Origin of the sequence: Streptomyces sp. NPDC001599 (genome assembly GCF_042893535.1) — a bacterium.
In the GTDB taxonomy this organism is placed as follows: domain Bacteria; phylum Actinomycetota; class Actinomycetes; order Streptomycetales; family Streptomycetaceae; genus Streptomyces.
Genome location: NZ_JBIAVA010000031.1, coordinates 17937 through 41743, shown reverse-complemented (window position 1 = coordinate 41743; position 23807 = coordinate 17937). Strand labels below are relative to the sequence as shown.

Annotated in this window: 6 protein-coding genes; 3 read left to right on the top strand and 3 right to left on the bottom strand. The window is 74.1% G+C overall.

Going from position 1 to position 23807, the window contains the following annotated elements; translation table 11 throughout:
• A partial coding sequence (locus ACFYZ3_RS38330; RefSeq protein ID WP_388528000.1) for an amino acid adenylation domain-containing protein occupies window positions 1-17069 on the bottom strand: 17069 nt, incomplete at its 3' end.
• 305 nt (window positions 17070-17374) lie between these two features.
• Between ACFYZ3_RS38330 and hppD the strand changes: the two genes are divergently transcribed.
• The 3 genes from hppD (at window position 17375) to ACFYZ3_RS38315 (ending at window position 21326) form a co-directional block, all read left to right on the top strand.
• Window positions 17375-18451, top strand: a complete 1077-nt coding sequence (gene hppD, locus ACFYZ3_RS38325; RefSeq protein ID WP_388527997.1) for a 4-hydroxyphenylpyruvate dioxygenase — start codon at window positions 17375-17377, stop codon at window positions 18449-18451.
• 245 nt (window positions 18452-18696) lie between these two features.
• Window positions 18697-19995, top strand: a complete 1299-nt coding sequence (locus ACFYZ3_RS38320; protein ID WP_388527994.1) for an alpha-hydroxy acid oxidase — start codon at window positions 18697-18699, stop codon at window positions 19993-19995.
• Window positions 19992-21326: a PLP-dependent aminotransferase family protein gene (locus ACFYZ3_RS38315; protein ID WP_388527991.1), complete on the top strand. Its 1335-nt coding sequence runs from the start codon at window positions 19992-19994 to the stop codon at window positions 21324-21326. Before ACFYZ3_RS38320 ends, ACFYZ3_RS38315 begins: the two co-directional genes overlap by 4 nt.
• Here ACFYZ3_RS38315 and absA2 read toward each other — a convergent pair.
• Window positions 21316-21984 (bottom strand): two component system response regulator, encoded by a 669-nt coding sequence (absA2, locus tag ACFYZ3_RS38310; RefSeq protein ID WP_388527988.1) that lies wholly within the window; start codon window positions 21982-21984, stop codon window positions 21316-21318. The genes ACFYZ3_RS38315 and absA2 overlap by 11 nt on opposite strands.
• An 18-nt stretch (window positions 21985-22002) precedes the next feature.
• The gene (locus tag ACFYZ3_RS38305) at window positions 22003-23706 is read right to left on the bottom strand and encodes a sensor histidine kinase (protein ID WP_388527985.1); all 1704 of its coding nucleotides are present in this window, start codon (window positions 23704-23706) and stop codon (window positions 22003-22005) included.
• Window positions 23707-23807: the final 101 nt, after the last annotated feature.

Genomic DNA, 23807 nt, shown 5'->3' with positions numbered 1-23807 from the left:
TGGCCGTGGTGGTTCCAGTGGGCGAGGTCGCCGGTGCGGTACATGCGGGCGCCGGGGATGCTGCTGTGGGGGTTGGCGGTGAAGCGTTCGGCGGTCAGCGCGGAGCGGCCGAGGTAGCCGCGGGCGAGCTGTTCACCGGCGAGGTACAGCTCGCCGGTGACGCCGGGGGCGACGGGCCGCAGGGCCGAATCCAGGACGTAGACCTGAGTGTTGGCGAAGGGCCGCCCGATGGGGACGGGGCCGTCAGGGATGTCCTCGCTTACGTGGTGGTCGGTGATGTTGACGGTGGATTCGGTGGGGCCGTAGGCGTTGATGATCTGGACGCCGGGGTGCTGGGTCCGCCAGGTGGCGAGGTGGTCGGTGTGGAGGGCTTCGCCGCCGAGGATGAGGGTGTGGGACGGGGATGCCGTCTCGGGGAGTGTGGTGAGCAGGGGGAGGTGGCTGGGGGTGGCCTTGATCAGGCTGGGCTGGACCTCAGCTTCCTCCAGGCTGGTGAGGTGGACCGTTCCGCCGCTGGTGAGGGGTGTCCACAGGGCGGTGATGGTGAGGTCGAACGCCAGGGGTGAGTGGAGGACGGTCACGCCGGTCATGGCGGAGTACGTCGTGCGGGCGCGGTGGAGGTAGGTGGCCAGGGCGTGGTGTTCGATGACGACGCCCTTGGGCCGTCCGGTCGAGCCGGAGGTGTAGATCATGTAGGCGGCGTGCCGGGCTGACCACGGGCTACGACGCTCCGCGTCCGTGAGCGGACCGTCGGGACGGCTCGCATACGCAGCGGGGTCCACCGGCTCGGTGAGGGTCAGGGCGGGCCGGGCGTCGTCGAGCATGTAGCTGATGCGCTCGGCGGGGTAGTCCGGGTCGATGGGCAGGTAGGCCGCGCCGGTCTTGAGTACGGCGAGCATGCTGATCACCGCGTCCAGTGACTTGGCCAGCGCGATCGCCACGAAGTCCTCGGCCCCAAGGCCCTCTTCGATCAGGTGCCGGGCGAGTTGGTTGGCGCGCCCGTCCAGTTCGGCGTAGGTCAGGGAGGTCTCCCCGCACACCACCGCCACGGCGTCCGGCGTCAATCGGGCCTGCCCGTCGATCAGTTCGTGCAGCGGCGTTCCGGGAAGCTCGGTCGGAGCCCCGTTCCACTCCACCAGGACCCGCTCCCGCTCGACCGCGTCCATCAGGTCGACGGCACCGATCGGCCGGTCCGGGGTCGTGGTGACGGCCTCCAGCACCCGCAGGAACCGGTCCGCGATCGCCTGGGCGGACAGGCGGTCGAGAAGTTCCGTACTGAAGTCCAGCGCCGCGTCGATGCCTTGTGGACGGCGAGACGTGTCGAAGGACTCCGCGAACCCGAAGGAGAGGTCGAACTTCGACGAGGTCCGCTGGACCTCCCGGAGCGCGACGGTGAGCCCGGGAAGCTCGGAGATGTCCTTCAGCGCGCCCTCGTGGTCGGTGTTGTTGAAGGTCAGCAGGACCTGGAAGAGGGGGTGATGAGACAGCGTACGGGCCGGGTTCAGCGCCTCGACCAGTCGCTCGAAGGGGAGGTCCTGGTGCGCGTAGGCGGCCAGGTCGGTGTCCCGCACCCGGTCGAGGAGCCGGCGGAAGGTCGGATCACCGGACGTGTCCGTGCGGAGGACCAGCGTGTTGATGAAGAGCCCGATCAGGTCGTCGGCGGCGTCGTCGGTGCGTCCGGCGACGGGGGTGCCGATCGGGATGTCCTCACCGGCGCCGAGACGGGTGAGCAGGACGGCGACCGCCGCCTGGATCACCATGAACGTACTGGTGTTGGTGGCGCGCGCCAGCTCCGTCAGCCGCGTGTGCAGCTCCGTCGGCACGGTGAACGGAACACGGTCCCCCGAGTACCCCGCGACTGCCGGTCGGGGCCGATCGGTGGGGAGGTCAAGCTGTTCGGGCAGGCCGGCGAGCTGCTGTTTCCAGTAGGCGAGTTGTTTGCCGGCGAGGGTGTCGGGGTCGGTGTCGTCGCCGAGGATGTCCTGCTGCCACAGGGCGTAGTCGGCGTACTGGACGGGGAGGGGCTGCCAGGTGGGCGCCTCGCTGCGGGCACGGGCCGCGTAGGCGGCCGTGAGGTCCTGGGCCAGCGGGGCCCGGGACCAGGCGTCACTGGCGATGTGGTGGATGAGGAGCAGCAGCACGTGCTCCTGCTCCGACACCCGGAACAGCGACGTACGCGCCGGAAGTTCCTGCGCGAGGTCGAAGCAGTGGCCCACGGCTTCGTCGAGCCGGTCGCCGATCTCCTCCTCGGCCACGTCGACGACGGTGAAGGGCGTCGAGGCGGCCTCCACGGGCAGCACGATCTGATACGCGCCCCGTTCGTCCTCGGTGAAGACCGTCCGCAGACTCTCGTGCCGGGCGACGACGTCACCGATCGCCGCGCGCAGCGCCTCCACGTCGAGCGCGCCGGCGAGCCGCAGCGTGAGCACGGTGTTGTAGGTCGCCGACGGTCCTTCGAGCTGGTGGAGGAACCAGAGGCGTTGCTGGGCGTAGGAGAGCGGGATGCGCTCCGGGCGCGGCCTCGCGGTGAGCGCGGTACGGACGGTGCCCGACGCGTCGAGGGCCTCCGCGAGACCCGCCACGGTCGGCGCCTCGAAGAGCTGCCGGATGGACAGTTCGACGCCGAGTGCGGTGCGGGTTCGGGAGACGAGTCGGGTGGCGAGGAGGGAGTGTCCGCCGAGGTCGAAGAAGTTGTCGTCGATGGTGACGTGGTCGACGCCGAGGACTTCGGCGAAGAGGGTGCAGAGGATTTCTTCGCGGGGGGTGCGGGGGGTTCGTCCGGCGGTGGATGCCGTGTAGGCGGGTGCGGGGAGGGCGGTGCGGTCGAGTTTGCCGTTGGGGGTGAGGGGGAGGGCGTCGAGGGTGACGTAGGCGGAGGGGCGCATGTAGTCGGGGAGTGCGCTGGCCAGTGCGTCCCGGACGGTGCTGTCGTCGTATCCGGTGGATGTGACGAGGTAGGCGACGAGGCGTTGGTCGCCGGGGGTGTCTTCGCGGAGTTGGACGGTGGCCTGGGTGATGCCCGGTTGTGCGGTGAGGGTGGTTTCGATCTCGCCCAGTTCGATGCGGTGGCCGCGCAGCTTTACCTGGTGGTCGGCGCGTCCGTCGTAGGTGAGGTGGCCGTGGTATTTCCAGTGGGCGAGGTCGCCGGTGCGGTACATGCGGGCGCCGGGGATGCTGCTGTGGGGGTTGGCGGTGAAGCGTTCGGCGGTCAGCGCGGGGCGGCCGAGGTAGCCGCGGGCCAGCTGCTCGCCTGCGAGGTACAGCTCTCCCGTGACGCCGGGGGCGACGGGTCGCAGGGCCGAATCCAGGACGTAGACCTGGGTGTTGGTGAAGGGGCGTCCGATGGGGACGGGGCCTTCCTCCGTGCCGTCGAGGCGGTGGTCGGTGATGTTGACGGTGGATTCGGTGGGGCCGTAGGCGTTGATGATCTGGACGTGGGGGTGCTGGGTCCGCCAGTCGGCCAGCTGGTCCGTGTGGAGGGCTTCGCCACCCAGGATGAGGGTGTCGGACGGGGACGCCGTGTCCGGCAGGTTGGTCAGCAGGGGGAGGTGGCTGGGGGTCGCCTTGATCAGGCTGGGCTGGACCTCAGCTTCCTCCAGGCTGGTCAGGTGGACCGTGCCGCCACTCGTGAGGGGTGTCCACAGGGCGGTGATGGTGAGGTCGAACGCCAGGGGCGAGTGCAGGACGGTCACGCCGGTCATGGCGGTGTAGGTGTTGCGGGCGCGGTGGAGGTAGGTGGCCAGGGCGTGGTGTTCGATGACGACGCCCTTGGGCCGTCCGGTCGAGCCGGAGGTGTAGATCATGTAGGCCGCGTGCCGCGCCGACCACGGGCTACGACGCTCCTCATCCGTGACTGCCGCGACGGAGTGACCCGCATACCGCTCCACGGCTATCGGCTCGGTGAGGGTCAGGGCGGGCGTGGCGTCGTCGAGCATGTAGCTGATGCGCTCGGCGGGGTAGTCCGGGTCGATGGGCAGGTAGGCCGCGCCGGTCTTGAGTACGGCGAGCATGCTGGTGACGGCGTCCAGCGACTTGGGCAGTGCGATCGCCACGAAGTCCTCGGCGCCCAGCCCCTCTTCGATCAGGTGCCGGGCGAGCTGGTTGGCGCGCCCGTCCAGTTCGGCGTAGGTCAGGGAGGTCTCCCCGCACACCACCGCCACGGCGTCCGGCGTCAATCGGGCCTGCGCGCTGATCAGTTCGTGCAGCGGCGTTCCGGGAAGCTCGGTCGGCGCTCCGTTCCACTCCACCAGGACCCGCTCCCGCGTGGCCGGGTCGAGGGTGTCCAGGTGGGCCACGGGACGGTCCGAGTCGGTGGCCAGTGCTTCCAGGACCCGCAGCATCCGGTCCGCCAGCGAGCGGACCAGGTCGCCGGCGCAGGTGTCCGCGCGGTAGTCGAGGCGCAGCCGCAGGTCGTCGTCGCGGGTGTGGGCGACCAGGTTGACGGCGAAGTCCGTGCTCTCGACCGCGTCGAAACCGGCCACCCGCAGTCCGTCGAGCTGGCGGCTCGTCGTGTCGGCGCTCACCGGGTAGTTCTGGAAGACCATGGCGGTGTCGAAGAGTTCGCCGTGTCCGGCCCAGTGCTGGATGTCGGCGAGTCCGGGCCACTGGTGGTCCAGGAGGCGGGCCTGTTCACCCTGGAGGCGACGGAAGAAGTCGCCGAGGGGTTCGGCCTGGTCGAGGCGGGCGCGGACGGGCAGGGTGTTGATGAACAGGCCGATCATGGATTCGACGCCGGGCAGCTCGGGCGGGCGGCCGGAGACGGTGGCGCCGAAGACGACGTCGTCGCGTCCGGTGGCCTGGGCCAGCGCGAGGGCCCAGGCGCCCTGGACGACCGTGTTCATGGTCACGCCCCGACCCCGCGCCCAGGCCGACAGCGCCGCAGTGGCCTCGCGGTCCAGGCCGAACGGGATGCTCAGCGGCGCCGCCTCGGCGGGGCCGGCGTCCGGGGCGAGGAGGGTGGCCTCGTCGAGCCCGGACAGGGACCGCTGCCAGGCGTCCCGGGCGGCGTCCCGGTCGCGGGCGCCGAGCCAGGCCAGGTGGTCGCGGTACGGGCGGACCGGGGGCAGGCTCACGGGGTCGCCGCCGGAGACGTACAGCTCGGTGAGTTCCTGCCAGAGCAGGGGCATGGACCAGCCGTCGAGCAGGATGTGGTGGTTGGTCATCACCAGCCGGACGCGGTCGGCGGACAGCCGGATCGCGGTGAAGCGCAGCAGCGGCGGGCTGGTGAGGTCGAAGCGGCGTTCGCGGTCCCCGGCCGCCAGCCGTCGGGCCTCCGCGTCCCGTTCCGCCTCGGCGCGGTCGGTCAGGTCGCACTCCCGCCAGTCCGGTTCGAGCTCGGCGGGCACCACCTGCACCCACGCGCCGGACGACGTCTGCCGGAACCCGGCCCGCAGGTTGGCGTGGCGGCGCAGCAGGGCCCCGGCCGCCGCGCGCATCCGGGTGCCGTCGAACGCGCCCTCCAGGTCGAAGGCGAGCTGGCCGACGTAGACGTCGCGGGCGCTCTCGTCGTACAGGTTGAGGAAGAGGAATCCCTCCTGGAGGGGGGCGAGGGGCAGGATGTCCTGGAGGCCGGGGACTGTGTGCTCCAGGTCCTCGATCTCGTCCTGGGCGAGCGCCGGGTGAGCGATGTCGGAGGGGGTGAGGCCGCCCGCGCCGGGCTGCCGGGCCTCCTCGACGAGGCGGCGCAGCAGCCGGAACCAGGTGTCGGCCAGCCGCTGGGTGTCCTCGGGCTCCAGCGCGGTGCGGGAGTACGTCCAGCGTGCGCGCAGCCGGGTGCCGTCGGCGGTCTCCCGGGCGACGGCGTTCACGTCCACGGGGTGGGCCAGCGGCATGGCACCGTCGATACCGGCGACGTCGCCGCCCTCGATGGTCCAGGGGGCCTCGTCGCCGCCCTCCCGGCCGATCCGGCCGAGGTAGTTGAAGCCGAACTCGGGGAGGGGCAGCGCGGCGAGGAAGTCCCGGGTGCGGGGGTTCAGGTGGCGCAGCAGGCCGTAGCCGAGGCCGTCGCCCGGTACGGTGCGCAGCTGCTCCTTGACGGCCTTCAGCGCGCGCAGCGCCGATCCGTCACCGGAGGTGGTGCCGGTGGCAGGGGCCGTGGGCGGTGGTGTGAGGCGGACGGGGTACATCGACGTGAACCAGCCGGCCGTACGGCTGAGTTCGGCGCCCGGGACCGCCCCCTCGTGCCGGCCGTGGCTCTCCAGGTCGAGCACGACGGGGGTGTCGGGTGTTTCGGGGGCCTCGCCGCGCCCGCGCCGCCACGCGGCGACGGCCAGCGCGAAGGTGCTCAGGAACACGTCGTTGACCGTGGCGTGGCAGACGCCGGGGACCCAGGTGAGCAGGGCCTCGGTGGTGTCCGCGTCGAGTTCGGCGGTGATCTCGCCGGCGGTCGCGTGGGTGTCCCGCGCGGGATCCAGGCGGAGGGTGTGCGGGGTGTCGCCGAGGACCGAGTGCCAGTGGTCCAGCTCCTCCTCGGTCCGCGGCTGCCCGGCGAGGTCGGAGAGGGACAGGGCCCAGTGCCGCCACGGGGTGCCCACCGGGGCGAGGGTCTCGCCCGCGTAGGCGGCCGCCAGGTCGGGGACCAGGATGCGCCAGGTGACGCCGTCCATGACCAGGTGGTTGGCGACCAGGACGAGCAGCCCGTCCCGGTCGGCGCCCCGGTCGACCCAGACGGCCTGGAGCATGCGGCCGTCCGCCGGGGCCAGGCGGTCGCGGGCCGCCCGTGCCTGCTCGGTGACCGCCGAGCGCACGGCGGACTCGTCGAGGCGTACGGCGTCGAAGCGGACCAGGCAGTCGGCCGGTGTCACCGAGCCCGGCGGCGGGATCTCGATGGTCCAGTCGTCGGCCACCCGCATGCGCAGCGCGTCGTGCCGGTCGAGCACGGCCCGCAGGGCGGTGCCGAGCGCGTCGGGGTCGAGGGCGGCGGGCACGCGCAGGACCAGCGACTGGTTGAACGCGGCCAGGTCGGAGCCGAGACCGGCGAACCAGCCCATCATCGGGGTGCGCGGCGCGGGGCCGTCGGCGGGCACGTCGGAGTCCTGCGCCGCGCGGTCCCCGGCGGGTGCGGCGGCGGCCGACCGGGCGAGCAGCGCGGGCGTCTGGTGTTCGAAGACGTCCCGCACCGACAGGACCAGGCCCGCCGCGCGGGCGCGGGCGACGAGCTGGATGGAGAGGATGCTGTCCCCGCCCAGGTCGAAGAAGCCGTCGTCGACGCCGGCCGGCTCCACGCCGAGGATCTCGCCGAACAGCCCGGTCAGCAGCCGCTCGCGCGGGTCGCGGGCGGCCCGGCCGGAGGTGCGGGCGGAGTAGTCGGGGGCGGGCAGGGCCCTGCGGTCCAGCTTGCCGTTGAGGGTCAGCGGCAGCGCGTCCAGCACCACGAACGCGGTCGGGATCATGTGGTCGGGCAGGGTCTCGCGCAGTGCGGCGCGGAGTTCGGCGGTGTCCACGGCGCGGCCGGGCTCGGGCACGACGTAGGCGACCAGCCGCCGGTCGCCGGGCCGGTCCTCGCGGACGATCACGGCCGCCCGCGCCAGGTGCGGGCGTTCGGTGATGACCGCCTCGATCTCAGTGGGCTCGATCCGCAGGCCGCGGATCTTGACCTGGGTGTCGGCGCGCCCCAGGTACTCCAACTGGCCGTCGGGCCGCCAGCGGACCAGGTCGCCGGTGCGGTAGAGCCGACTGCCGGCCTCGCCGAAGGGGTTGGCCACGAACCGTTCGGCGGTCAGCGCGCGGCGGTCGTGGTAGCCGCGGGCCAGATGCGCTCCGGCCGCGTACAGCTCGCCGGGCACACCGGGCGGTACCGGGCGCAGCGCCGCGTCCAGCACGTACACGGCGCTGTTGGCGACGGGGGAGCCGATGGGCGGGACGAGGGGGCCGGACAGCGGGCCGCTCATGGTGGAGCAGACGGTGGTCTCGGTGGGACCGTAGGAGTTCAGCATCGTACGGCCCGGCGACCAGCGTTCCACCAGCTCGGGCGGGATGGCCTCGGCGCCCACGACGAGGGTCAGGCCGTCGGGCAGCGAGCCCGGCGGCAGGAGCCCGAGGACGGACGTGGTCAGGCTCAGGTGGGTCGCCGCGTGCCGGGTCGCCAGCTCGGCCAGTTCCGGTCCCGGCGTGGTCTCCGGCGGCGCCACGACCAGGGTGGCGCCGGTGAGCAGGCCCATCGCCAGCTCCCAGAACGAGGCGTCGAAGCTCGGGGAGAGGTGCTGGAGGATCCTGCTGCCCGGGCCGGCCGCGCAGTCGCGGGTGAAGATGTCCAGGAGGCCGGGCAGCCCGGTGTGGGTGACGACGACGCCCTTGGGGCGGCCGGTCGTTCCCGAGGTGTAGATCATGTACGCGGGGTGCTCGGGGCGCAGCGGTACCGGCCGGTCGGCGTCGGTGACGTCGTGGCCGGGGAGGGCGGCGAGGGTCGCTGCGGTCTCGGGGGTGTCGAGCAGGAGGACCGGCGTGCCGGTGTCCGGGAGGCCTGCGGCCAGGGCGGACGTGGTCACGATGAGGGTGGGCGCCGCGTCCGAGACGAGGTGGGTGATCCGTTCGGCGGGGTGCGCGGGGTCCACCGGCAGGTAGGCCGCGCCCGCCTTGAAGGCGGCGAGCGCCGAGACGACCAGGTCGGCGGAGCGGGGCAGGGCGACCGCCACGAACCGCTCCGGACCCGCGCCCCGTTCGAGCAGGGCATGGGCCAGCCGGTTGGCGCGCTCGTTCAGTTCGCCGTAGGTCAGCACGCCGTAGGTCAGCGCGCCGTCGGGCGTCCCGGCGCCGGCCGTCTCGACCGCCGGGTGGCCGGGGCGCTCGGCGGCGTGCCGGGCGACGTGGTCGGCGAAGGTGCCCTCCACCGGCCGGCGGGCGGTGTCGTTCCACTCGGTCAGGACGCGCTCCCGTTCCCGGGGGCCGAGCACGTCGACGTCGCCGATGCGCCGGGCCGGGTCCGAGACCAGCGCGTCCAGGAGGCGCAGGAACCGCTCCACCAGCAGCGCGACGGTGCCCTCGTCGAAGAGGTCCGCGCTGTACTCGGCCGCGCCCACCAGCCCGGCGGGGGTGCCGTCGGCGTCGCGGTGCTCGGCGATCTCCAGGGCGAGGTCCAGCTTGGCGACCCCGGTGGCGACGTTCAGCAGCCGCACGTCGAGGCCGGTGGCGGAGAGCGCGGCCAGGGCGTCCTGCTGGGTGGTGTCCAGGCTCAGCAGCACCTGGAACAGCGGGTTGTGGGAGAGCGACCTGGCCGGGGAGAGGACGTCCACCAGGTGCTCGAACGGCAGGTCCTGGTGGTCGTAGGCGGTCAGGTCGGTGTCGCGGACCCGGTCGAGGAGTTCACGGAAGGTGGGGTTGCCGCCGGTGTCGGTGCGCAGGACCAGGGTGTTGACGAAGAAGCCGACGACCTGGTCGAGGGCGTCGTCGCCGCGGCCCGCCACCGCGGTGCCGAGCGGTACGTCCTCGCCCGCGCCCATCCGGGTCAGCAGGGCCGCCAGCGCCGCCTGGAGCACCATGAAGACACTGGTGCGGGACTCCCTGGCCAGCTCCGCCACGCCGAGGTGCAGGGGCGCGGGGACGGTGAGGGGCACCCGGCCGCCGCGGTGCGAGGCGACGGCGGGCAGCGGGCGGTCCGCGGGCAGTTCGAGCCGGTCGGGCAGCCCGGCCAGGGCCTCCTTCCAGTGCGCGAGCTGCCGTCCCGCCGGGCTGGTGGCGTCGGCGGCGTCCCCGAGCGCGGCGCGCTGCCACAGGGCGAAGTCCGCGTACTGCACGGGCAGCGGCGCCCAGTCGGGGGCGCGACGGGCCGCCCGGGCCGTGTAGGCGGTGGCCAGGTCGCGGATCAGCGGGCCGAGGGACCAGCCGTCACCGGCGATGTGGTGGACCATCAGCAGCAGGACGTGCTCCCGCGCGCCGAGCCGGAACAGCTCCGCCCGCACCGGGATGTCGCTCGTCAGGTCGAAGCAGTGCCGGGCGGCCTCCTCCAGACGTTCGTCCAGCCGGTCCTCGGCGATGTCGGTGACGTCGGTGACCGGCAGTTCGAAGCGCACACCGGCGGCGTCGAGCACGGTCTGCCGGGCGCCGTGCCCGTCCTCCGTGAAGACGGTCCGCAGGCTCTCGTGGCGCGTGACGACGTCCTGGAAGGCCGCGCTCAGCGCCCCGGGGGCGAGGTCACCGGTCAGCCGCAGCGCGCCGGTGATGTTGTACGTGGGGGAGGGGCCCTCCAGCTGGTGCAGGAACCACAGCCGCTGCTGGGCGTACGACAGCGGCAGCCGCTCCGGGCGCTCACCGGCCGTCGGGCCGGTGCCGGACCGTTCGGCGCCGTCGAGGGCGGCGGAAAGCCCGGCGACCGTGGGCGTCTCGAACAGCCGCCGCACGGACAGCTCCACGCCCAGGGTGCCGCGGATACGGCCGGCCAGCCGGGTGGCGAGCAGGGAGTGGCCGCCGAGGTCGAAGAAGCTGTCGTCGACGGTCAGCCGGGGCACCCCGAGCACCTCGGCGAACAGGGAGCACAGGATCTCCTCGCGCGGGCCGCGCGGCGCGCGTCCGGTCACCTGCCCCGCGTGGGCGGGGGCGGGCAGCGCCTTGGTGTCGAGCTTGCCGTTGGGCGTCAGCGGCAGCACGTCCAGGGTGACGAACGCCGACGGCAGCATGTGGTCGGGCAGGCGAACGGCCGCGTGGTCGTGCAGTGCGCGGGCCGTCGCGCCGGAGCCGGTCACGACGTACGCGACGAGCCGGGGGTCGCCCTGGACGTCCTCGCGCGCCACCACGGCCACGTCGTCGACCGCGGGGTGGGCGGCGAGCACGGCCTCGATCTCGCCGGGCTCGATGCGGAAGCCGCGGATCTTGACCTGCTGGTCGGCGCGGCCCAGGTAGTCCAGGCCGCCGTCGGTGCGGCGCCTGGCCAGGTCGCCGGTGCGGTACATGCGGGTGCCGCGCTCGCCGAAGAGGGCGGCGTACGGATCGGCGGGGAAACGGTCCGCGGTCAGCGCCGGGCGGCCCAGGTAGCCGCGGGCGAGACCCGCACCGGCCACGTACATCTCGCCGGTGACGCCGGGAGCGGTGGGGCGCAGCCGGTCGTCGAGGACGTAGACCCGCAGGTCGGGGATGTTGACACCGATGGTGCTCGCGGACGAGGCGGCCGCGGTGGCCCGGTCCAGGGCGAAGTGCGAGACGTGGACGGTGGTCTCGGTGATGCCGTACATGTTGACCAGGGCGGGCGCGTCCTCGGCGTGCCGCTCGTACCAGTCGGCCAGCCGGGACAGGTCCAGGGCCTCCCCGCCGAACACCACGGTGCGCAGGGCGAGTTCCGCTGCGTTCTCCCGGTCGGCGGCGGCCAGCTGGTGGAAGGCGGACGGCGTCTGGTTGAGGACGGTGACGCGTTCGCGCGCGAGCAGGGTGAGGAAGGCGGCGGGGTCCCGGGTGACGTCGTGCGGGACGACGACGAGCCGGCCGCCGTGCAGCAGCGGACCCCACAGCTCCCACACCGAGAAGTCGAAGGCGTACGAGTGGAAGAGCGTCCACACGTCGCGCTCGTCGAAGCCGAACCAGGGCGCGGTGGCGGAGAAGAGCCGTACGACGTTGCCGTGCGGCACGGCCACGCCCTTGGGCCGGCCCGTCGAGCCGGAGGTGTAGATGACGTACGCCGTGTCCCTCGGGTCCAGCGGCCTGACCCGCTCGCCCTGCGCCAGGTCGGTTGCGGGGTGGGCGTCCGCGGTGTCGCCGTCCGCCGGGGCGGGGGCGTCGAGGACGATGCGGGGCACCTCGTGGGCGGGCAGCCGCCCGGCGGTGGCGCGGTCGGTGAGCAGGGCCGCGGGCGCGGAGTCGGACAGCGCGTGGGCGAGCCGGTCGGCGGGGTACCCGGGGTCGAGCGGCACGTAGGCGGCGCCCGACTTGACCACCGCGAGCAGGGCCACGACCAGTTCGACGGAGCGCGGCAGGGCCAGGGCGACCAGCGCGTCGGGGCCGATCCCGCGGGCGGTCAGCAGCCGGGCCAGGCGGTTGGCGCGCGCGTTCAGCTCGGCGTAGGACAGCGAGGTGCCCTCGAAGGTCAGCGCGGTGCGGTCCGGGTGCCGGGCGGCCTGCCGCTCGAACAGCTCGGGGAGCGTGGCCGACACCGGCGCGGTCGAGGCGGGCGCCGGTGAAGTGGACTCGGTGCCGGGCCGGTTGGCGGCCACCAGCAGGTCGTGGTGCTCGCCGGGGAGGAGGACGTCGAGGTCGCCCAGGCGCACGCCGGGATCTGCGGCGACCTGCGTGAGCAGCCGCAGCAGCCGCTCGGTGAGGGCGCGCACGGTGCCGGCGTCGAACAGCTCGGTGCTGAACTCCACCGCGAGGTCGAGACCGGCCTGCCCGCCCGCGGCGTCCCGCCGCTCGTCGAAGGCGAACACGAGGTCGAACCGGGACAGCCCGGTGTGCACGGGCAGCAGCGACGTCGTGATCCCGGGCAGCCGGCCCAGCTCGCCGAGAGCGTCCTGCTGGGTGGTGTCGAAGGTCAGCATCACCTGGAACAGCGGGTGGTGGGAGGTGGCCCGGTCCGGGTTGACCGCCTCGACGAGCCGCTCGAAGGGCACGTCCTGGTGGGCGTAGGCGGCCAGGTCGCGCTCGCGGACGCGGGAGAGCAGCTCGCGGAAGGCCGGGTCGCCGCCGGTGTCCGTGCGCAGCACCAGTGTGTTGACGAAGAAGCCGACCAGGTTCTCGACGGCGGCGTCGGTGCGGCCCGCGATGGTCGAGCCGATCGGCACGTCCTCGCCCGCGCCGAGCCGCGTCAGCAGCCCCGCCAGCGCGGCCTGGAGCACCATGAAGACGCTGGTCCGCGTCTCGGCGGCGAGCGCGGCCAGCGAGCGGTGCAGCTCGGCGGGCACCGGCAGGTCGAGGCGCGCGCCGGAGTTGTCGCGGCGCACCGGGCGCGGCCGGTCGCTCGGCAGCTCCAGCCGCTCCGGCAGCCCGGCCAGGGCCTCGCGCCAGTGGGCGAGCTGTCGGGCACCCTCACCGCCTTCCCCGGTGCCCGCGCCGTCCCCGTCGGCGCCCAGCAGTTCACGCTGCCACAGCGTGTAGTCGGCGTACTGCACCGGCAGCGGCGCCCAGTCGGGGGCCGTGCCGGCGGTCCGGGCGGCGTAGGCGGTGCCCAGGTCACGGGCGAGGGGCGCCAGCGACCAGCCGTCGCCCGCGATGTGGTGCAGGACGAGGAGCAGCACGTGCTCCTCGGGCGCCACCCGCAGCAGGGTGGCCCGCAGCGGTACGTCCCGGGTCAGGTCGAAGGTGTGCCGGGCGGTGCGCGCGAGGTCGTCGGCCAGCCGCTCCGGGGCGCTGTGCAGCGTCTCCAGCCGGGGCGCGGCCCGCTCGGCGGACAGGATCACCTGGTGGGGGCCGTGCGCGTCCTCGGCGAAGACGGTGCGCAGGCTCTCGTGCCGGGCCACCACGTCGCCGAGGGCCGCGGACAGCGCGGCGCCGTCCACCGGGCCCGCCAGCCGCAGCGCGGCCGGGATGTTGTAGAGCGGCGACGGCCCCTCGTACTGGTGGATGAACCACAGACGCCGCTGCGCGAAGGAGAGCGGCAGGCGGTCGGGGCGCGGCCGGGCGGTGACCGCCGCGCGGGCCCGCCCGCCGTCCGCCAGCGCCGGGGCCAGCTCCGCCACGGTCGGCGCCTCGAAGACGCGCCGGATCGGCACCTCCGCCCCGGCGGTGGCGCGGATGCGGCTGATCAGCCGGGTGGCGAGCAGCGAGTGGCCGCCCAGGTCGAAGAAGCTGTCGTCGACACCGACCTCGGCCACGCCGAGCACCTCGGCGAAGAGCGTGCACAGCAGTTCCTCGCCCGGCGTGCCCGGCGCCCGCCCGCCGGAACGCGCGGTTTCCGCGGGGGCGGGCAGGGCCCGCCGGTCGAGCTTGCCGTTCGGCGTGACGGGCAGCCGGGACAGCGCGACGAAGGCCGAGGGCACCATGTACCCGGGCAGCAACTCCCTCAGCCGCGCGGCGAGCACGGCACCGTCCGGGCCGGGGTCTGCCCCGGTCCCCGTCCCGGTACCCGCCCCGGTGGCGGGCGCGGTGTCCGGGTCCGTGCCCGGTGCGGCGCCGGTCCGCGCGTCCGCTCCGGTGTCGGCGCCGGTTCCCGTGGCCGCGTCCGCTCCGGTGCCGGCAACGGTCCTCGTCGCCGTGCCGTCCGGCCCGGGCTGCGGCCCGCTCCCCGTCCCGGCGACCGCCCCGGAGTCGGGCGCGGTGTCCGTGTCCGGTGCCGTACCGGTTCGGGGGTCCGCGTCCGGTCGGGCGTCGGCACAGGCGTTCGCGGCCGTGCCGCCCGGCTCGGGGTGGGTCCCGGTGTCCGCAGGGGTGCCCGGGGCCGCGCCCGGGTCCCGGGCCGGCACGGTGTAGGCGACCAGGCGCTGGTCGCCGGGGCGGTCCTCGCGCAGGACGACGGCGGCCTGGGCGATCTCGGGCTGCCGTACGAGCGCGGCCTCGATCTCGCCGAGTTCGATGCGGAAGCCGCGCAGCTTGACCTGGTGGTCGGCGCGCCCGAGGTAGTCGAGGCTGCCGTCGTGGTTCCAGCGTGCCAGGTCGCCGGTGCGGTACATCCGGCTGCCGGGCGCGCCGTGCGGGTCGGCGGTGAAGCGCTCGGCGCTCAGCGCGGGGCGGCCCAGGTAGCCGCGGGCGAGCTGGACACCGGCGATGTACAGCTCGCCGGGCACCCCGGCCGGGACCGGGCGCAGCGCGGCGTCGAGCACGTACATCCGGGTGTTCCACACCGGCCGTCCGATCGGCACCGGTCCGTCGCCGGTGTCCTCGGCGCACGGCCAGTACGTCACGTCGACGGCGGCCTCGGTGGGCCCGTACAGGTTGTGCAGCGGCACGTCCGACACGGCGAGGAAGCGGGCCCGCAGCTCCGCCGGGAGCGCCTCGCCGCTGCAGAACACCCGTCGCACCGGCGTCGCACCGCCCAGCGCGGCCGCGGCGGGCTCCCGCAGGAACACGTCGAGCATCGACGGCACGAAGTGCAGGGTGGTCACGCCCTCGCGCCGGACGGTGTCGGCCAGGTAGGCCGGGTCCGTGTGGCCCCCGGGCCGGGCCACGACCAGGGTGGCGCCCTGGATCAGCGGCCAGAAGAACTCCCACACGGACACGTCGAAGCCGGACGGCGTCTTCTGAAGCACCCGGTCGGACGGCTCCAGGCCGTACGTGTCCTGCATCCAGGCCAGCCGGTTGACGATCGCCCGGTGGGAGATCACCACGCCCTTGGGGCGGCCGGTGGACCCCGAGGTGTAGATGACGTAGGCGGGGTGGCCGGGGTCGGGCACCGCCCGCGGGACGGTGGCGGGCGGGGCGGCCGGCCCCGTCGCGGCCGGCTCGTCGAGCAGCAGCCGCGGCGTGCCGTCCCCGGGCAGCCGCTCCGCCGTGTCCCGGGTGGTCAGGACGAGCATCGCGCCCGCGTCCCGCAGGATGTGCGCGATGCGCTCGGCCGGGTAGCCCGGGTCCACCGGGACGTACGCGGCACCCGACTTGAGCACCGCGAGCAGCGCCACCACCAGCTCCGCGGACCGCTCCACGGCGACCGCGACGAACCGCTCCGGCCCCGCGCCCCGCGCCGCCAGCGCACCGGCCAGCCGCTCGGCGCGGGCGTCCAGTTCGGCGTACGTCAGCGAGGCGCCCTCGTACACCAGGGCCTCGTGCCCGGGAGTGCGGGCGGCCCGCGCGGCGAACAGCTCGGGCAGCGTGGTCTCCGGGACCTCGTGGGCGGTGTCGTTCCACCCGTCGAGGACCCGCTCCCGCTCGTCCGGCGTCAGCAGGGCCACCTCGTCGACCCTGGCGGCGGGGTCGGCCGCCAGCTCCGCCAGGAACCGGACGAAGCGTTCCTGCAACACCGTCAGGTCCTGGACGCCGTACACCTGCGGGTTGCCCTCGAAGTCGACGCGCAGGCCGGACTCGGGGGTGCCGCTCAGCACGATGTTCAGGTCGGACGTCGGACCCGAACTGACACTGCGCATCAGGCCGACCGGGCCGCCGAAGTCCACCGGCCTGATGTACGGCATGACGTTGACGGTGGGCCCCGACACCCCCGCGCCGCCCAGCTCGCGGTCGAGGTCCTCGCCGCGGAAGCGGCTGTGCGCCAGGAGGCCGCTCATCGCCTCGGACACGGTCTCGACCACCCGCGCGAAACTCTCGCCGGGGCGCACCGCCAGCCGCAGCGGCAGCCGGTTGGAGACCATGCCGGGGGTGATCCGGGCGTTCGCGCCGTAGCGCCCGGTGACCGGCACCGACACCACGATGTCCCGGGCGCCCGTCGTCCGGTGCAGGAAGGCGCCCACACCGGCGATGACCACGCGGGCCCAGTGCGCACCGGTCGCCTCGGCGGCCCGGCCGAGCACCTCCGTGCGCTCCGGGGGCAGGCCCAGGCTGGTCACGGTCGGCGCGAGGACCCGGCCACCGCCGCGCCCGGTGAGCGAGACGGGCTCGGGGCGGTCGGCGAACAGGCCGGTCCAGTAGGCCCGGTCCCGCTCGTACCGCGCCGACGCACGGTAGGCCTCCTCGCCCGCGACCATCCGGTCCGTGTCCCCGAAGGCGGCCGCGGGCACCGCACGCCCGTCCCGCAGCGCGCGGTACACCTCGGCCAGCCGCTCGTAGAACAGGGCCATGCTGGTGCCGTCGATCACGATGTGGTGGACGCCCAGGTAGTACAGGTGCCGTCCGCCGCCGAGCGTGAACAGCGCGTGGCTGCTCAGACCGGGCCGGTCCAGGGGCAGCGGCGTCGCGCGGTCCCGCTCCATCCACCGCTGGGCCTCACCCTCGGGGTCCTCGTGCCCGGAGAGGTCGATGTGGCGCAGCAGTACGGGGGTGTAGGGCACGCCGTCCGGGTCCTCGACGGCGTCCGAACCCTCCGGTGCGGGCGGGCAGTACGCGCGGTACGGCCGGCCCTCCTCGTCGGTGAGGAAGCGCGAGCAGAGCGTCTCCGTCCCGGCCACGGTGTGCCGCAGGGCCGCGCTCAGCATCGCGTGGTCCAGCGGTCCGTCGATCTCCAGGCAGGATCCCGTCCGGTAGTGCGCGCCACGCGGGTCCAGCTGCTGGGCGAGCCACACCTCGTGCTGCGCGCTCGTCAGACCGTGCCGAACCGAAGAGTTCTCAGACACCTGTCTCCTCACAATGCAAAACAAACAAGATGTGTGCCCGTTCGGCGTTTACCGGACGGCATTCAATTGAGGGCGAACTGGGACGCTAGCAAGGCTGCGACGAGCTGGTCAATATGCTTATGCGAGTGGATAACCGCAGGTAGGAGCCTTGATAACCAGTCGATAGCGAGGTTATACGGGCCATTTGTAGAGTGTGGTCACGCGCATTTCTCATCACTGCCGGAGAAAGAGAGGGCCCCTTCCCTCTTTCCGGCGGGCGCTCCCTCAGCGCTCCCCCTTTCCCCTTCATTCATTGGAGAGCCGCCATGCCGCCCAGTGACATCGCGTACGCCGAGCTGTACGTCGCGGACGACCGGGAGGCGTCCGGCTTCCTCGTCGACAGCCTCGGTTTCGTCCCCTTGGCGGTGGCGGGCCCCGCCACCGGTACCCACGACCGCCGGTCCACCGTGCTGCGCAGCGGTGAGGTCACGCTCGTGGTCACCCAGGCGCTGGCGCCGGACACCCCGGTCGCCCGGTACGTGGAGCGGCACGGCGACTCCATCGCCGACCTCGCCTTCGGCTGCGACGACGTGCGCTCCTGCTTCGACCGCGCGGTCCTCGCCGGTGCCGAGGCGTTGCAGACCCCGACGCCCTCCCACCGGGCGGGCCAGGACGCGTGGTTCGCGACTGTCTCCGGCTTCGGGGACATCCGGCACACCCTGGTCCCGGCGGCGGGCGGGGACGGCGCGGGGCTGCTGCCGCCCGACCGGGACTGGGCGCTGCTCCCGGCCGCCACGGGCCGCACGGGGCCGCGGCCCCTCCTCGACCACGTGGCCGTCTGCCTGGAGTCCGGCACGCTGCGCAGCACCGCCGAGTTCTACGAGGCGGCCTTCGACATGCCCTACTACTCCTCCGAGTACATCGAGGTGGGCGAGCAGGCGATGGACTCCATCGTCGTGCGCAACGCCGGCGGCGGCATCACCTTCACGCTCATCGAGCCGGACGACACCCGGGTGCCGGGCCAGATCGACCAGTTCCTGAGCGCCCACGACGGGCCGGGCGTCCAGCACCTGGCCTTCCTGGTGGACGACATCGTCGGCTCGGTCCGCTCGCTCGGCAACCGCGGCGTGGCCTTCCTGCGCACCCCGGGCGCCTACTACGACCTGCTCACCGAGCGGGTCGGCGCGATGGCCGACGCCATCGAGGACCTGCGCGAGACCAACGTCCTCGCGGACCGCGACGAGTGGGGCTACCTGCTCCAGATCTTCACCCGCTCGCCCTACCCGCGCGGCACCCTCTTCTACGAGTACATCCAGCGCAACGGCGCCCGGGGCTTCGGCAGTTCCAACATCAAGGCCCTGTACGAGGCGGTCGAGCGGGAGCGGGAAGTGGCCGGCCGATGACCCCCGCCGAGCCCGGGGCCGGCACGTCCGCGGGGTCCGGGGCCGCGGTGCTCGCAGAGACCGTGACGGTGCCGGTCGTGGCGCCCGGGGCTGCGGAGCCGCCGAGCCCGGCGCCCACGGAGGCCGGGAGCCCGGCGTCCGCAGGGGCCGGGGCCCGGAGGTCCGCCGAGCCCGGGCCCGGGACGACCCGGGGGTCCACGGGCCCCGGGGCCGCCGCGCCGGTGGCGCCTGCGGAGGCGGAAGCGGTGGTACTTGAGGAGCGGGCGCCCGCGCTGCCGGGGAACGCGGCGGCGCCCCCGGAGCCCGGGGCGGTGGCGCCCGAGGGGTCCGGGGCCCCGGCGCGCGTGGCGGCCGGGAGTCCGGCGGGCGGCGTCGGTGCCCGGGTGCGGGAGCCGCTCGCGCTCGACGACTTCGCGCGGCTCGCGCGCGAGCAACTGCCCACGGCCACCTGGGACTTCATCGCGGGCGGCGCGGGGCGGGAGCGGACCCTCGCCGCCAACGAGGCCGTCTTCGGCGCCGTACGGCTGCGGCCCAGGGCGCTGCCCGGCATCGAGGAGCCGGACACCTCCGTGGAGGTGCTCGGTTCCCGGTGGCCGGCGCCCGTGGGCATCGCCCCGGTGGCCTACCACGAACTCGCCCACCCCGACGGCGAACCGGCGACCGCCACGGCGGCCGGCGCGCTCGGACTCCCGCTCGTCGTCAGCACCTTCGCCAGCCGGAGCCTCGAAGAGGTGGCGGAGGCGGCGCACGAGGCGAGCGCACCGCTGTGGCTCCAGCTGTACTGCTTCCGCGACCACGAGACCACCCTGGGCCTGGCCCGCCGGGCCCGCGACAGCGGCTACCAGGCGCTGGTGCTCACCGTCGACACCCCGTTCACCGGCCGCCGGCTGCGCGACCTGCGCAACGGCTTCGCGGTCCCCGCCCACATCGCCCCGGCCAACCTGACCGGCACGGCGGCGGCCGGCAGCGCGAGCCCCGGCGCGCACAGCAGGCTGGCCTTCGACCGCCGCCTGGACTGGTCCTTCGTGGCCGACCTGGGCGCGGCGAGCGGCCTCCCGGTGCTGGCCAAGGGCGTGCTGACGGCGGCGGACGCCGAGGCCGCGGTCGCCGCGGGCGTCGCGGGCATCGTCGTCTCCAACCACGGGGGCCGCCAACTCGACGGCGCACCGGCGACCCTGGAGGCGCTGCCCGAAGTGGTGTCCGCCGTACGCGGACGCTGCCCGGTCCTCCTCGACGGCGGCGTCCGCACCGGCGCCGACGTCCTGGCCGCCCTGGCCCTCGGCGCCCGTGCCGTCCTGGTCGGGCGTCCCGCGCTGTACGCCCTGGCGGTCGGCGGCGCCGCGGGCGTGCGCCGGATGCTCACCCTGCTGACCGAGGACTTCGCCGACACGATGGTGCTCACCGGCCACGCCGCGACCGGCACGATCGGCCCGGACACCCTGGCCCCGCCCCACCACGGCCCGCCGCACGCCGGCCCGGCGCCGTACGACGGTCCGCCCACCGCGCCCCGCCCGGCGCCGCACCGAGACAGGAGCCACGGATGACCACCACCACCCCAGCGCGCACGGACCGGGACGGCGTCCTGGCGCGGACCGCCCTGCACCCCAGCCTGTCCGCCCCACTGCTCGACACGATGAACTTCCTCAACGAGGTGACCCTCCGCTACCCGCAGGCGATCTCCTTCGCCCCGGGGCGCCCCTACGAGGGGGACTTCGACGTCGCACGCGTCCCCGGGTACATCGAGACCTACCTCGACCACCTGCGCGAGCGCGGCCACTCCGAGGAACGCGTCCGCACCGCGCTCTACCAGTACGGCGAGACCGCCGGGCAGATCAGGGACATCGTCGCCCGCATGCTCGAGGTGGACGAGGACCTGACCGTCGACCCCGCCTCCGTGGTGGTGACGGTCGGGTGCCAGGAGGCCGTCCTGCTCACCCTGCGCGCCCTGTTCACCGGACCGGACGACGTGCTCCTCGTCGACAGCCCCGCCTACGTCGGCATCACCGGCGCGGCCGGCCTGCTGGACATCCCCGTCGTGCCGGTGCCCGGCACCCCCGACGGGCCGAGCCCGGAAGGGCTGGAGCGCACCGTCCGGGAGATCGAGGCGAGCGGCCGGCGCGCCAGGTGCCTGTACGTCGTGCCCGACTGCTCCAACCCGACCGGCGTCAGCATGCGCCGCGAGGCCCGCACCGCCCTGCTCGACGCCGCCGCGCGGCTGGACCTGCTCCTCCTGGAGGACAACCCCTACGGGGTGTTCAGCCGGGTGCGCCGCCCCACCCTCAAGTCCCTCGACACCGAACGGCGCGTCGTCTACCTCGGTTCCTTCGCGAAGACCGCCTTCCCGGGCGCCCGCGTCGGCTTCGTCGTCGCCGACCAGCTCGTGGCCGGAGCGGACGGGCGGCCGCCCGGTCTGCTCGCCCACGAACTGGCCAAGGTCAAGAGCATGGTCACCGTCAACACCCCCACCCTGAGCCAGGCCGCGGTTGCCGGACTGCTGCTGCAGAACGGCGGGGGACTGCGGGCGGCGAACGAGGCCTCGGCCCGCCACTACCAGTCCACGATGCGGTGCCTGCGCGACACCCTCGCCGCCGAACTGCCGCCCGGCTCCCCGGAGTCGGACGGCGTGCGGTGGAACGACCCGGACGGCGGGTTCTTCCTGACCCTCGACGTGCCCTTCGAGGCGGACGAGGCCGCGCTGGACGTGTCCGCGGAGAAGTACGGCGTCATCTGGACGCCGATGCGCCACTTCCACCTGGACGACGCGGGCGACCGGCAGATCCGGCTGTCGTGCAGCTACCTCACCACCGACCGCGCCGCCGAGGGGGCGACGCGGCTGGCCCGCTTCGTCAAGGACCGGGCAGTGTCTAACGGTTGAGGTCGCTGTCCTTCACCAGTCCCGCCTCGTACGCGATGATCGCCGCCTGCACCCGGTTGCGGACCTCCAACTGGGTGAAGATGGCGCTGACATACGTCTTGATCGTGCCCTCGACCAGGTGCAGCCGCTGCGCGATCTCCGCGTTCGACAGCCCGGCCCCCAGCATGCCGAGGACCTCCTGCTCCCGCTTGGTCAGCAGCGTCGTGCGCTCCCCCGACACCTCCGAGCGCGGTGAGGGGGCCCGGCGCAGCTCGGTCATCAGCCGCCGCGCCACCAGCGGGGAGAGGCAGGAACCGCCGGACGCCACGGCCCGTACGCCGGAGATCAGGTCCCGCGGGTCGGACGCCTTGAGCAGGAACCCGGCCACGCCCTGGTCGAGGGCCCGCTCGATGTACCGGTCCTCCCCGAAGGTGGTGAGGACGACCACCGCGGTGTCCGGGTTGGTGCTCCGCATCTCACCCGCGGCCGTCAGGCCGTCCATCTCCGGCATCCGGATGTCGAGCAGGGCCACGTCGGGCCGGTGCTTGCGGGCCAGTTCGACCGCCTCCCGCCCGTCGGAAGCCTCGGCGACCACCTCGATGCCCGGCTCGGTCGTCAGGATGGAGCGAACCCCGGCCCTGATGATGGTCTCGTCGTCGGCGAGCAGTACGCGAATCATCCGATCCTTCCCTGGTGGTCAGAGCGTGTCCTTGGCCATGAGGACATCATCCTTGAAGCACAGCCGGTACATGGCGCCGCCGAAGTCGAGCAGACCGCTGCTCGCCCGGTAGTACTCGCAGGTCGTGCCGGCCGGGACGGACGGCTCGGAGGTGACCGGCGGCGGCTTCTTGATCCGGCGCTCCGGCAGCGCGGGCGCCAGATCGGCGCGGGTCTCGCCCACCCGGATCCGGGCGTAGTCCTCGGGGGCGAGGGACGTGGTCGCCGAGGTGAAGACGTAGAGCCCGCCGAGGAAGGCCACGATGGCGGCGCCGAGCACCGCCGGGATCAGCGCGGCCCGCCGGGCGTCCCGCCTGATCCGGGCCCGGGTGCGCAGCAGCGCGGCCCGGGAGGCGCTGCGCCACGGCCCGGAGGGTGCGGGCAGGTCCGCCGCGTCGGCCGCGGCCCGCCCCTCGTCCCCGGCCGTCGCGTCCCCGGACACCGCGCCGTCGCCCGTGCCGTCCCCGCCGGCCGGCCCCGGCGGTTCGGTGGACCGCGACGGCGAGGAGGCGCCGCGCGGCAGTCGCGCGTACACCTCGAAGCCGCCCGCCCGCGGGCCCGTGCGCAGGGTGCCGCCCGCGAGCCGGACCCGCTCGTCGAGGCCGATCAGCCCCGACCCGCTCCCGGCCGCCGGAGCACTTGCGCCGCGCTCCGGACGCTCGTTGACGACCGACACCACCGTCTCGTCCGCGGTGTGCGTCACCCGTACGTCGATGGGCGCGCCCGGCGCGTGCTTGGCCGCGTTGGTCAGCGCCTCCTGCACCACCCGGTAGGCCGCGAGGTCGGACAGCAGCGGCGTGCCGGGCCGGTCCCGGGCCCCGTCCTCCTGGAACCGGACCGGTGTACCGGACCGCTGGAAGCGGCGCACGAGCTGGGCGACGGACTCGTCGGCGGGGGTCAGCGACGGATTGGGGTCCTCCCGCAGCAGCCCGATCACCTCGTGCAGCCGCTCGGTGGCCATCGTGCACCGCTCCCGCAACTGGCCCACCGACTCCCGGTGCTGCTCCGACAGCCCGGGGGCCAGCTCCAGGCCGCCGGCGAGCAGGGCCATCACGCTCAGCTCGTGGCCCAGGGAGTCGTGGATGTCCTGCGCGATCCTGGCCCGCTCCTTCATCCTGGCCTGGTCGGCGATGTAGCGCTGGCGCCACTCCAGTTGCTCGGCGTGCTCCCAGCCGGCGTGGGTCAGCGCGGTGCGCTGGCTCCACCAGTTGCCCGCCCACCAGGGCAGTACACAGGCGACGAACTCGGTCATCAGCAGGCTCAGCCAGTCCTTGCCCTGGCCGACGGTGCCCACCAGCAGGAGCCCGGCCACGGCGACACAGAGGAACACCAGGTGCGCGGGCCACAGCCGGGTCAGTCTGCGGCCCGCGAGGCAGCTCAGCACCACCGTCGCCATGGCCGGCCACAGGTTGGCCCCGAACCACGGATAGAACAGCGTCAGCAGCGCCGCGAGCAGCAGGGACAGCAGCGGCGCGGTGCGCTGCACCACGACCGCGGCCGCGATGAGCAGACAGGCGGCCAGCCAGGCCACCGGCGCCGTGCCGAGCGTCCCGGTGGCGAAAGCGGAGGGCACGAGCAGCACGAGCAGCAGCACCAGATCGGCGCGCCGGGTGAACGGGCGCTCGGAGCCGAGGACCCGTACAAGCGATTCGATTCGTCGGCGCACGGCCTGCCATCGGTGCATTCCAGCACGCTACAAGAGCGGCCCCGGCCGCCGGATCTGCCGAAAGTCGACTGCGGTCGTTGCCGATCGCCAGATGTTTCGTGCCCCTGCCTCTCCCTAGC

Excerpts from the sequence above, each read along its gene's own strand:
- absA2 (WP_388527988.1), bottom strand. The coding sequence starts at position 21,984 with ATGATTCGCGTACTGCTCGCCGACGACGAGACCATCATCAGGGCCGGG.
- hppD (WP_388527997.1), top strand. The coding sequence starts at position 17,375 with ATGCCGCCCAGTGACATCGCGTACGCCGAGCTGTACGTCGCGGACGAC.
- ACFYZ3_RS38305 (WP_388527985.1), bottom strand. The coding sequence starts at position 23,706 with ATGCACCGATGGCAGGCCGTGCGCCGACGAATCGAATCGCTTGTACGG.
- ACFYZ3_RS38315 (WP_388527991.1), top strand. The coding sequence starts at position 19,992 with ATGACCACCACCACCCCAGCGCGCACGGACCGGGACGGCGTCCTGGCG.